General features: G+C 60.5%; 13 protein-coding genes. 10 read left to right on the forward strand and 3 right to left on the reverse strand.

The features are described from left to right. Positions 1–105 precede the first annotated feature (105 nt). The 8 genes from cobU (at position 106) to AC0Z5Z_RS14115 (ending at position 5550) form a co-directional block, all read left to right on the forward strand. Positions 106–627: a bifunctional adenosylcobinamide kinase/adenosylcobinamide-phosphate guanylyltransferase gene (gene cobU, locus AC0Z5Z_RS14080; RefSeq protein WP_485611223.1), complete on the forward strand. Its 522-nt coding sequence runs from the start codon at positions 106–108 to the stop codon at positions 625–627. Beyond that, positions 624–1679: a nicotinate-nucleotide--dimethylbenzimidazole phosphoribosyltransferase gene (gene cobT, locus AC0Z5Z_RS14085; RefSeq protein ID WP_485611224.1), complete on the forward strand. Its 1056-nt coding sequence runs from the start codon at positions 624–626 to the stop codon at positions 1677–1679. Before cobU ends, cobT begins: the two co-directional genes overlap by 4 nt. Continuing rightward, on the forward strand, positions 1676–2251 hold the full coding sequence (cobC, locus tag AC0Z5Z_RS14090; RefSeq protein ID WP_236169118.1) for an alpha-ribazole phosphatase family protein: 576 nt from the start codon (positions 1676–1678) through the stop codon (positions 2249–2251). Before cobT ends, cobC begins: the two co-directional genes overlap by 4 nt. Position 2252: 1 nt before the next feature. Further along, positions 2253–2975, forward strand: a complete 723-nt coding sequence (locus AC0Z5Z_RS14095; protein ID WP_252887529.1) for an adenosylcobinamide-GDP ribazoletransferase — start codon at positions 2253–2255, stop codon at positions 2973–2975. Between the two features lie 175 nt (positions 2976–3150). After that, the gene (locus tag AC0Z5Z_RS14100) at positions 3151–3555 is read left to right on the forward strand and encodes a MarR family winged helix-turn-helix transcriptional regulator (protein WP_016773714.1); all 405 of its coding nucleotides are present in this window, start codon (positions 3151–3153) and stop codon (positions 3553–3555) included. A gap of 52 nt (positions 3556–3607) precedes the next feature. Further along, complete coding sequence (locus AC0Z5Z_RS14105; protein ID WP_056783951.1) at positions 3608–4816, forward strand: MFS transporter; 1209 nt, start codon at positions 3608–3610, stop codon at positions 4814–4816. Continuing rightward, the gene (locus AC0Z5Z_RS14110) at positions 4813–4935 is read left to right on the forward strand and encodes a hypothetical protein (protein ID WP_256584315.1); all 123 of its coding nucleotides are present in this window, start codon (positions 4813–4815) and stop codon (positions 4933–4935) included. Before AC0Z5Z_RS14105 ends, AC0Z5Z_RS14110 begins: the two co-directional genes overlap by 4 nt. Before the next feature lie 54 nt (positions 4936–4989). Further along, the gene (locus AC0Z5Z_RS14115) at positions 4990–5550 is read left to right on the forward strand and encodes a glutathione peroxidase (RefSeq protein ID WP_041479535.1); all 561 of its coding nucleotides are present in this window, start codon (positions 4990–4992) and stop codon (positions 5548–5550) included. 203 nt (positions 5551–5753) lie between these two features. On the opposite strand, the gene AC0Z5Z_RS14120 is transcribed toward AC0Z5Z_RS14115, so the two are convergent. From AC0Z5Z_RS14120 to AC0Z5Z_RS14130, 3 genes are all read right to left on the reverse strand, one after another. Further along, the gene (locus AC0Z5Z_RS14120) at positions 5754–7025 is read right to left on the reverse strand and encodes an OmpP1/FadL family transporter (RefSeq protein ID WP_056783953.1); all 1272 of its coding nucleotides are present in this window, start codon (positions 7023–7025) and stop codon (positions 5754–5756) included. 146 nt (positions 7026–7171) lie between these two features. Next, positions 7172–7654, reverse strand: coding sequence for a hypothetical protein (locus AC0Z5Z_RS14125; protein WP_073472662.1), 483 nt, complete (start codon positions 7652–7654; stop codon positions 7172–7174). A 271-nt stretch (positions 7655–7925) separates the two neighbouring features. Beyond that, positions 7926–8150: a hypothetical protein gene (locus tag AC0Z5Z_RS14130; protein ID WP_016773719.1), complete on the reverse strand. Its 225-nt coding sequence runs from the start codon at positions 8148–8150 to the stop codon at positions 7926–7928. Positions 8151–9059: 909 nt separating this feature from the next. Here AC0Z5Z_RS14130 and AC0Z5Z_RS14135 point away from each other — a divergent pair. Next, on the forward strand, positions 9060–9383 hold the full coding sequence (locus AC0Z5Z_RS14135) for an SEL1-like repeat protein (protein WP_423664657.1): 324 nt from the start codon (positions 9060–9062) through the stop codon (positions 9381–9383). Between the two features lie 175 nt (positions 9384–9558). Next, positions 9559–10923 (forward strand): DNA recombination protein RmuC, encoded by a 1365-nt coding sequence (locus AC0Z5Z_RS14140; protein ID WP_164488343.1) that lies wholly within the window; start codon positions 9559–9561, stop codon positions 10921–10923. The last annotated feature ends 147 nt before the right edge of the window (positions 10924–11070 follow it).

The following is an 11070-nucleotide window of genomic DNA, read 5'->3' on the forward strand; positions in this document are numbered from 1 at the left end:
CTCTTCGCGAGCAGGCTCGCTCCCACAGGGAACTGCGATCAACCGTGGGAGCGAGCCTGCTCGCGAAGGGGGCGGCTGCCTTACCACACATTTTTGGATGAACCCATGCTCCAACTGATCCTCGGCGGCGCCCGCTCCGGCAAGAGTCGTCTGGCGGAAAAACTCGCCAGCGACAGCCATCTGGCGGTCACCTACATCGCCACCAGCCAACCGCTCGACGGCGAAATGAACCAGCGCGTCGCCCATCACCGCGCGCGCCGCCCGGTCGAATGGGCGTTGATCGAAGAGCCACTGGAACTGGCCCGCGTGCTGCGCGAATCCGCCGGCGCCGAGCGCTGCCTGCTGGTCGATTGCCTGACCCTGTGGCTGACCAATCTGCTCATGCTCGACGACGCCGAACGTCTCGCCGCCGAGCGTGAAGCGCTGCTCGACTGCCTGGCGTCGTTGCCGGGTGACATCATTTTTGTCAGCAACGAGACCGGAATGGGTGTCGTGCCGCTGGGCGAATTGACTCGCCGCTATGTCGATGAAGCCGGTTGGCTGCATCAAGCTCTGGCCGAGCGTTGTCAGCGAGTTGTCCTGACCGTCGCCGGCCTGCCCCTGACTTTGAAAGGACCTGCGTTATGAGCCCGACCTGGTGGCTGAACCCGTGCAAAACCGTGAACTCGGACATCATCGCGCAAGCGACCGAGCGCCAGCAGCAACTGACCAAACCGGCCGGTTCGTTGGGCCGCCTTGAATCGGTGGCCGTGCACCTGGCCGGTCTGCAAGGTCAGCTCAAGCCAACGCTGGATCAAGTCTGGATCGCGATTTTCGCTGGCGACCATGGCGTGGTAGCCGAAGGCGTATCGGCTTATCCGCAGGAAGTCACCGGGCAGATGCTGCTCAACTTTGTCAGCGGCGGCGCGGCGATCAGCGTGCTGGCACGTCAGCTCGGCGCGCAACTGGAAGTGGTCGATCTGGGCACAGTGAATCCGACGCTGAATCTGCCCGGCGTGCGCCATCTGAACATCGGCGCGGGAACGGCGAACTTCGCTCAGGGCGCAGCGATGACTCAGGCGCAGGGCGAATCGGCCTTGCAGGCCGGTCGCGACAGCGTCTTGCGCGCGAAAGCCGCCGGCACCCAGTTATTCATCGGCGGCGAGATGGGCATCGGCAATACCACGGCGGCCAGTGCGCTGGCCTGTGCCTTGCTCGATTGCCCGGTGGCGCACCTGACCGGTCCCGGCACCGGGCTGAATGCCGCTGGCGTCAGCCACAAGGCGCACGTCATCGAACGCGCGCTGGCGCTGCATGCCGCACAGCGTGGCGATGCCTTGCAGACACTGTTCAATCTCGGCGGGTTCGAGATTGCCGCGTTGATTGGTGCCTATCTGGCGTGCGCGCAGGAAGGCATCGCGGTGCTGGTTGACGGCTTTATCTGCACGGTCGCCGCGCTGGTCGCAGTGCGCTTGAATCCGGCCTGTCGCCAGTGGCTGTTGTTCGGCCATCGCGGTGCCGAGCCGGGCCATCGTCATGTGCTGGAAACCTTGAACGCCGAACCGTTGCTGGAACTCGACCTGCGCTTGGGCGAGGGCAGTGGCGCAGCGTTGGCGGTGCCGTTGTTGCGTCTGGCCTGTGACCTGCACGGGCAAATGGCGACGTTCGCCGAAGCGGCTGTCGCGGATCGCCCGGCATGAGTCTGCGTCTGGATCTGCTGCGCCACGGCGAAACGGAACTCGGCGGCGGCTTGCGCGGCAGCCTCGACGATGCGCTGACCGCAAACGGCTGGACGCAGATGCGTGCTGCGGTGGTCGGCGGCGGGCCGTGGGATCGTATCGTCAGTTCGCCATTGCAGCGCTGTGCGCGCTTCGCCGCCGAACTCGGTGAGCAATTGAACCTGTCCGTGCATCTGGACAAGGATCTGCAAGAGCTGCATTTCGGCGCGTGGGAAGGGCAGAGCGCGGCGGCGTTGATGGAAACGGACGCCGAAGCGCTGGGGCTGTTCTGGGCTGATCCCTATGGCTTCACGCCACCGCAGGGGGAGCCGGTCAGCGCGTTTTCCGCGCGGGTGTTGGCGGCGGTCGCGCGGTTGCAGGCGGCTTACGCCGGCGAACGGATTCTGCTGGTCAGCCACGGCGGCGTGATGCGCTTGTTGCTCGCGCAGGCACGTGGTCTGCCGCGCGAACAGTTGCTCAATGTCGAAGTCGGCCACGGCGCGCTGTTTGCGCTGACGGTCGAGGCTGATGGCGCGCTCAAGGAAGGTCACTGAGATGTTGCCGCTGTGGATCGCCTTGCAGTTTCTCAGCAGCCTGCCGATTCGCCTGCCGGGCATGCCCGAGCCGCAACAGCTCGGCCGTTCGCTGCTGTTTTATCCGCTGGTGGGATTGCTGTTCGGGTTGATCCTCTATGCGTTGAATCTGTTATTGGTCGGCGCGCCGATGTTGCTGCATGCGGCGCTGTTGTTGACCGTGTGGGTATTGCTCAGCGGCGCGCTGCATCTCGATGGCCTGGCCGACAGCGCTGATGCCTGGCTCGGCGGCTTCGGTGATCGCGAGCGCACGCTGACGATCATGAAAGATCCGCGCAGCGGGCCGATCGCGGTGGTCACGCTGGTGCTGGTGTTGTTGCTGAAATTCGCCGCGCTGCTGGCGCTGATCGAGCAAGGGCATACCCTGGCGCTGATCATCGTCCCGGTGCTCGGGCGAGCGGCGCTGTTGGGGTTGTTTCTGACTACGCCGTATGTGCGTGCGGGTGGCTTGGGTCAGGCGCTGGCCGATCATCTGCCGCGCAAAGCGGGGTGGTGGGTGCTGGGGTTGAGTGCGCTGGGCTGCGTGTTGATCGCGGGTATCGGCGCGGTGCTGATTTCGCTGGTTGGGTTTGTCTGGCTGCGGCGATTGATGATGCGGCGGTTGGGCGGGGCTACCGGGGATACGGCAGGGGCGTTGCTGGAATTGCTGGAGATGGGGGTGTTGGTGGGGCTCGCTTTGGTCTGAAGGATTTGCGTAGATGATGCCGGCCCCTTCGCGAGCAGGCTCGCTCCCACCTTCGAAATGCAATCCCCTGTGGGAGCGAGCCTGCTCGCGAAGGCGGCCTCACCGGCAACAATGATGTTCAGAGTAAACTGATCTGTAACTTGATTTAACACACTCGCGGGTATATACACGCATCATGCTTCCTTCTCAGTGTTTATGCACCAACCTGCGTCGCGCCGCGCGTGGCGTCAGCAGGCATTACGACGGCGCTCTCGACGGCTTCGGGATCAACGTTGCCCAGTATTCTCTGCTGTGCAATCTGCAGCGGCTGGAGCAACCGAGCATTTCCGAACTGGCTGAGGCCATGGGCCTGGATCGCAGCACCCTCGGGCGCAATCTACGTGTGCTGGAGGGCGAAGGTCTGGTGGCGCTGGCCGAAGGCGAGGACATGCGCAACCGCATCGTGCGCCTCACTGAAACCGGCGTGCAGCGGCTGGCAGCGGCATTGCCGGCGTGGGAGGCGGCGCAACAGCGGCTGATCGACCGGCTCGGTGCCGAGAAGCGCGAAACCTTGCTCAAATTGCTCGACGAACTGGCCTGACGCCGGTTTCTTCGCGCTCAAGCGGGTATATACCCGCGACTGGAGAATAACAATGACATCGATGTGGCGTACGTGCGGTTGGGTGTTGCTGGGGAGTGCGCTGATCCTGGCGTTGTCATTGGGCGTGCGTCACGGGTTCGGCTTGTTCCTGTCGCCAATGAGCGCGCAGTTCGGCTGGGGTCGCGAAGTGTTTGCCTTCGCCATAGCCCTGCAAAACCTGATCTGGGGCCTGGCGCAGCCGTTCACCGGCGCGCTGGCCGACCGCTTCGGTGCGGCGAAAGTGGTGCTGGTCGGTGGGATCCTCTACGCGGCGGGCCTGGTGTGCATGGGCCTGTCTGATTCGGCAGTGACTCTGTCACTCAGTGCCGGTCTGCTGATCGGTATCGGTCTTTCGGGCACTTCGTTTTCGGTCATTCTTGGTGTTGTGGGTCGCGCTGTGCCGCCAGAGAAACGCAGCATGGGCATGGGTATCGCCAGCGCCGCCGGTTCGTTCGGCCAGTTTGCGATGTTGCCGGGCACTCTCGGGTTGATCGGCTGGCTCGGCTGGTCGGCCGCGCTGTTGGTGCTGGGCCTGCTGGTGGCGATGATTGTGCCGCTGGTGAGCATGCTCAAGGATAAACCCCTGCCGGTGCTTGGCCATGAACAGACTCTTTCCGAAGCGCTGCGTGAGGCCTGCTCGCACTCCGGATTCTGGCTGCTGGCGTTCGGCTTTTTTGTCTGCGGTTTTCAGGTGGTGTTCATCGGTGTGCACTTGCCAGCGTATCTGGTGGATCAGCATCTGCCCGCCAGTGTCGGCACCACGGTGCTGGCATTGATCGGGCTGTTCAATATCTTCGGCACTTACACCGCTGGTTGGCTTGGCGGACGCATGTCCAAACCGCGTCTGTTGACTGCGCTGTATCTGTTGCGCGCGGTGGTGATCGTGCTGTTCCTGTGGTTGCCGGTGACCACCACCACAGCGTATCTGTTCGGCATGGCCATGGGCTTCCTGTGGCTGTCGACGGTGCCGTTGACCAACGGTACGGTGGCAACCTTGTTCGGCGTGCGCAATTTGTCCATGCTCGGTGGCATTGTCTTTCTGTTCCATCAGCTCGGTTCGTTCCTTGGTGGCTGGCTGGGCGGGGTGGTGTACGACCGAACCGGGAGTTATGACTTGATCTGGCAAGTGGCGGTTCTCTTGAGCCTGCTCGCGGCGGCGCTGAACTGGCCGGTGCGCGAGCGTCCGGTGGCGCGCCTGCAAGCTGCGGCGAGCGCAGCATGAGCCGGATCTGCGCGCGATTCGCGCTGACCGCACTGGCTGCAGCGCTGTTGGCGCTGGTGTGGTGGGGCTGGCAACGCGGCGGTCTGGCGCTGATGCAGTTGGGCATGAGCATTTGCTAGATGGCAGCGTGGCGAGTAACGTCGAAGCCTGATGACTGCCCAAGGAAATTCGACATGTTGATGCGCTGGTGTGCTGTTCCCGCGTTGCTGATGGCGTTGACTGGCCTGGCCCAGGCCGCCGACTGTCCTGAGCTGTTGCAAGGCTCGCTGCCCAAGCTGCGCGCCAAGGAATCCATCGATCTGTGCAAGCAGTACGCCGACAAGCCGCTGGTGGTGGTCAATACCGCCAGCTTCTGCGGTTTCGCCCCGCAGTTCGAAGGCCTCGAGGCGCTGAACAAGCGCTATAAGGATCAGGGGCTGGAAATGCTTGGCGTGCCGTCGAATGACTTCAAGCAGGAGTCCAAGGACAGCGCGGAAACCGCCAAGGTCTGCTACGCCAATTATGGCGTGACCTTCAACATGACCGAGCCGCAGAAGGTCCGCGGCGATGACGCCACGCATCTGTTTCAGGTGCTGGCCGCGCAGAGCAATGCGCCGAAGTGGAACTTCTACAAGTATGTGGTCGACCGGCAGGGCAAGGTCGTGGCGAGTTTTTCCAGCTTGACCAAACCGGATGACCCCGAGTTTATCGCCGCGATCGAAAAGGCAATTGCCTCCAAACCGCTGAAGCCCTGAAGCCTTGTGATGGTCCTGTAGGAGCTGACGAGTGCAACGAGGCTGCGATCTTTTGATCCTCGAATTCAAGAACAAAAGATCGCAGCCTCGTTGCACTCGTCAGCTCCTACCGGTTTGTTCGATGCCCAGGCATGAAAAAGCCCCGCCTCTGTAAAGAGAGCGGGGCTTTTTCTTGGGCGAGGGGTTAGCCTCGCCACGGTGCATCAGAAGCGGTATGTCGCGCCGACACCGAAGCCGTTTGCCGAGTTTTCATACTTGGCATCGTAAGTCTGGCCACGCGCGTTTTCGTTGCGGATGTTGACCGACTCTTCTTTCAGGTACGAGTACGCGACGTCGATGGTCAGGTCGTCGGTCGGGCTCCAGCCGGCACCGATACTGAAGATGGTGCGGTCGCCAGTCGGGATACGCGGCGAGCGGTCTTCGTTATTGGTTGGCGACTGGTCGAAGGTCAGACCGGTACGCAGGACCCATTCCTTGTTCAACTGGTACGAGGTACCCACGGCATAGGCCCAGGAGTCATGCCAGTTCTGGTCTTCGTTGATCGAACCGAACTGACCGGCCAGCAGAGGCTGCACGCCGGAGTTCTTCACGGTGATCTTGTCCAGTTGGCTCCAGCGGGTCCAGGTGGTGCCGGCGTAGACGTTCCAGCGATCGTTGATCGCCTGGGTGACCGACAGGTCCACGGATTCCGGCGTGGTGATCTTCAACGAAGCGTCGTACTTCTGGTTGGCGCCAACGCCCACCAGCGCCAGAGCGTTGTAGTTGACCTTGGTGTCGCCTTCGAGCTTGTAGTCGACCTTGGAGTGATAGGTCAGGCCGACACGGGTGGTGTCGGTGGCCTGGACCAGCAAGCCGACGTTGTAGCCCAGCGCGGTGTCGTCACCCTTGATCTTGACCTTGCCGTCCGGCAGTGCCTGGGTGATCGACAGGTTGGATTCCAGCGAGCCGTCGATGCGGTTGATGGTCGGGCCGAAACCGATCGACACCTTGTCGTTGAAGGCGTAGCTGACGGTTGGCTGGAAAGTGATGACTTGCACTTCGGACTTGCTGCCGAAGTAACGACCGGCGAAGCCGTTTTCGTAATCCGTGATCAGACCGAACGGTACGTACACACCGAGGCCGAATGCCCAGTGATCATCGATCGGTTTTACATAGAAGCCCATCGGTACGGCAGTGAGGGGCACCATGTCGCCCTTGTTGCTGCCGCCGTTCGGGCTGGAGCTGGTATCGCTGATATCGGTATGCGCGTCGACCAGGGCGACGCCGCCGGTGACTTGTTCGCGCTTGATGCGCGCCATGCCGGCCGGGTTGCCATAAACAGTGCTTGCGTCGTCGGCAGAAGAAGATCGCCCGGCAAAACCAGTCCCCATCCCACTGATGCTTTGTTCGTTGAGGGCAAAACCTGCCGCGAAGATTTGTGTGGAGGCAAGGGTAACGGCGAGGCTAAGGGTGGTTTTGAGCATGACTTTTTTCATTATTAGAACTCCTGGTGATCACCGGGGCGAAAATTACCAACATTTTCGTCCCAGCGCTATAGCTTGTAAGCCTTGAGTTAGAGCGGTTTTGTAGGACAATCCGACCAAAATGGCGACTTGTTGCGAGAACTTGTGAAACCGCCCGGTCAGCAAGCGACCTGATTCAACGGTGAAACACAGGTTTGCCAGGCATAGGTGAAGTCGCGCAAACGGCCTTGCGGTTGAAAGGTCTGGCGCCAGATGCGCGCCATGCCGAGCAGGTCGGTCGGAGCGGGGAGGATGGGGTTCTGTTCTTCTACCAGCAGCCAGGCGATGGCCGTGGCGTAACGCAGGTTGACGGTCAGTTCCAGATGCGGGCCGCTGAGGAATGCATGCTGACTGGCGAGGCCGCGCACCAGGCTGGCGCGCTCCGGGTCGAGCGCCAGATAATCGTCCCAGAGCGCCTGATGGCGATGCTCGGCAATCCGGTAGAGGCCGTGGCCGCGGCGGTCGTGCAGGGCAGAGCCGAGGGCGGATTGGCTGGCAGCGATACCCAGCAGCAGGGATTCGGCGGTTGCGCAGTGGCGTCCCAGATAGATCAATGTGGGACGGATCACATAGCGGCACAGTTCGCTGGCAGCGATACCCATAACACCCTCGGTTCTTATTGTTGAGGGCGAGTCCTGAAGGGGCTTTGGCAGCAGTGGATCGAATCAGGCTCGCCGCAAGCGGGGCAAGCCGCTTGAGTTGAAGTGTAGTGTCATATTCAGCCTGTAAAGGCCTGTTTTTAAAATATTTCCGCCATCGCATCCCGGGCGTTAGATCGGAACATGCTTAGAAGCGTTGCGTTAAAAGTGAAATATCAGGCAATAAAAAGCCCCGCTTTTCAGCAGGGCTTTGCTTTTGCAGCCTGTCCGGCTTTCAGGCAACCAGTGCCTGACGGGTACGCTCGATCACGGCCTGCAGCGGTTCGGCGCTGGAGTATTGATCGGGGTACAGACGCTCGCTGTGACGAGCGATACCGTGTTCATTGACCACGGTGAAGCTGAAGCAGCCTTTGCGAGCGGCCATGATCAGGCAGTTCATTGGAGCAAAAGCGTTGGTTAGGGTGCGAATGGCATCCTGAGTCTGGATTTGAGTAGACATAGTTATTAGGTGTTCCTACAAATGACACGGATAAGAACCGTGCAACGTTAAAACGTTCCAGTAACGTTGATCACCATTGATCGAACGAAGAACCCGACTGGAACAAAGCAGCCAGTTTGAAGCGCTGATAAGTGAGCGCGCTTGGGCTGGCAGGTAGGTACTTAGGAGGACAGGCATCACAGCGAGGGCAAAGGTTCTGGGCCCGGGGTGAAGATCCTGATCAATTTGCAGGTTGGTTCGGTCAGAGTAAGTGTTCTTCGCAACGCCCTTTGCTTTCGTTCAAAGGCAGCGTCGTCGCAAGAGTTACCTGGAAACCATCGAGGGGTCGTTCCCGCTTTTTTCGGCAGTGTCTTCCTGTTGGAAGTTGACCGTGGGAGATGTTCGACCGGAATTGACTTTCAGCTTGGTACTAACGCCGCGGATAGTAACGGATTCGTTCGGGCGAAGCAAACCCCATGACGAAAAAAGCTTCGCACGGAATGTTCGTGTCACACCGTCCGTCGGCGTGCATGCTTTTCGCAGAGCCTTTCGGGCGTTCGCAGCTGCGCAAAATGACCCGAAAAAGCGCACGTATATAACCGGCGCACAGGTACTTGTGCACATTAGTTGCGCAGAGCGTAACGCAACTGTCACATCGATCCTGACTCCAGTCGCTGCCTGTATCAAAAGTTTAAGTCAATGAAAAATATCGTCTTTTTTTGTTGGTGAAAAAATCGTCAGTTTGACTGCGAGCCCCATTCCATAAGGCTTTGCGAGGATCACAGAGCGGTTGTCCACTGACTTATCCACAGCTTCTGTGGATTGTCCCTAGCGCTTGCTCTAGCACGGGCGTGCCGGGTTTTTTTCGACTTTACCTGTAAGAAAAAGAGAGTAAAGTGGCGCGCCTTCCGATCTGTCCCGCAGTGCTTTATGAAGTTTCGCTCAGTATCAGACCCTGTTACCTCCAATCCGACCTCTGTTACCGCTCCCAAGCGTTTTTCCGTACGTGTGGCTGAGTGGCTGCTCGATGCGCCGCGCCTGAGCGACAGCCCCAGCGCCAAACACCTCGCGGGCCGCCTGCTCAAGCAACCGGCCCGTGAAGGTGTAGTCGCTGCGCAAAGCCGTCTCGGCCAATTGATCTGCCGTGAGTGCGGCAATGCCCGTGACCGGCGTATCGGCCAGGAGCTGCTGCGTCAGGCCGCCCGCGCCGGCGACCGTCGCGCACAGCAGGAACTCGGTCTGATCGAAGACTGAGCTGTCCAAGCCCAGACACCTTGGTTAACCTTCAGGCTTTATCCGATTGGCAGGAGTCGCTATGGCTATGGACTTGACCAGCATATTGCTTGGTCTTGCGGCAGCAGGGGTGCCGCTGCTGGCGCTGGCCTGGCAACTGCAACGCCGGGCCAGCAATGCCCAGGCCGATCTGGCCTTGCTCGAGGAGCGCCTGGCCATGGCGCAACTGGCCCAGGACGGCCTCACCGCGCAGCTTGAAGCGAGCCGCGATGAGATCGCCGATCTCGGCCAGGCCAATGCCGCCAAACAGGCAGACCTCGCCGCCCTGCGCCGCGAAGTTGAATTGCTGCAGATCGAGCGCGATGACGCCCGCGATGCCTCCCACGCCTGGAACCTCGAACGCGCCAACAAGGACGCTGAGTTGCGCCGCCTCGACGCCCAAGCGGCCTCGCTGAGTGCCGAACTGCGAGAGCAACAGGAAAGCCATCAACAACGTCTCAACGACCTGCAAGGCTCGCGTGATGAGCTGCGTGCGCAGTTCGCCGAGCTGGCCGGCAAGATCTTCGATGAGCGTGAGCAGCGCTTTGCCGAAACCAGCCAGCAGCGGCTCGGGCAGTTACTCGATCCGTTGAAAGAACGCATCCAGTCCTTTGAAAAACGCGTGGAAGAAAGCTATCAGGCCGAAGCCCGCGAGCGCTTCTCGCTGGCCAAGGAGCTGGAGCGTTTGCAGGCGTTGAACCTGCGCCTGAGCGACGAAGCGACCAATCTGACTCGCGCGCTCAAGGGCCAGAAAACCCAGGGCAATTGGGGCGAACTGATCCTCGAGCGCGTTCTTGAGCACGCGGGTCTGGAGAAGGGCCGCGAGTATCAGACTCAGGTCAATCTCAAAGGCCCGGACGGTGAGCGTTTCCAGCCCGATGTAATCATTTATCTGCCCGGCGACAAGCAAGTCGTGGTCGACTCGAAAGTCAGCCTCACCGCGTATCAACAGTATGTTGCGGCAGATGACGACACGTTGGGGCAGATCGCGATCAAGCAGCACGTGTTGTCGCTGCGCAATCATGTGAAAGGTCTGGCCGGCAAGGATTACAAGCGTCTGGAAGGCTTGCACAGCCTCGATTTCGTTTTGCTGTTCGTACCGATTGAAGCGGCATTTTCTGCGGCATTGCAGGCTGAGCCGTCGCTGTTTCAGGACGCCTTCGACCGCAATATCGTGATCGTCAGCCCGACTACGCTGCTGGCCACGTTGCGGGTGATCGACAGTCTGTGGAAGCAGGAGCGGCAGAGCCAGAATGCCCGGGAAATCGCTGAGCGGGCGGGTTGGCTGTACGACAAGTTCGTGTTGTTTATTCAGGATCTGGACGAAGTGGGCAATCGTCTGCAGCAACTGGACAAGGCTTACAGCTCAGCGCGTAACAAGCTGACAGAGGGGCGCGGTAATCTGGTCAGCCGCAGTGAGCAGTTGAAGTTGCTTGGGGCGCGGGCGAGCAAGAGCTTGCCGGCGGATTTGCTGGAGCGGGCGATGACGGATGTTGATGGGTTGGTTGAGTTGCCTGAGTAAATCCAAAGGCTCGTTTTTTTCTGGCTGATTGGGGGCATATCCGTTGCTGCGGGCGTGGCGGCTGGCGGTTTCGCCTGACGGCGACTTACTTTTTTACAAGCGCCAAAAAAAGTAAGCAAAAAACGCTAGCTCCTGCGTTCGGCCCTC

Source organism: Pseudomonas sp. 1L-E-NC-VB-C3, from assembly GCF_057291535.1.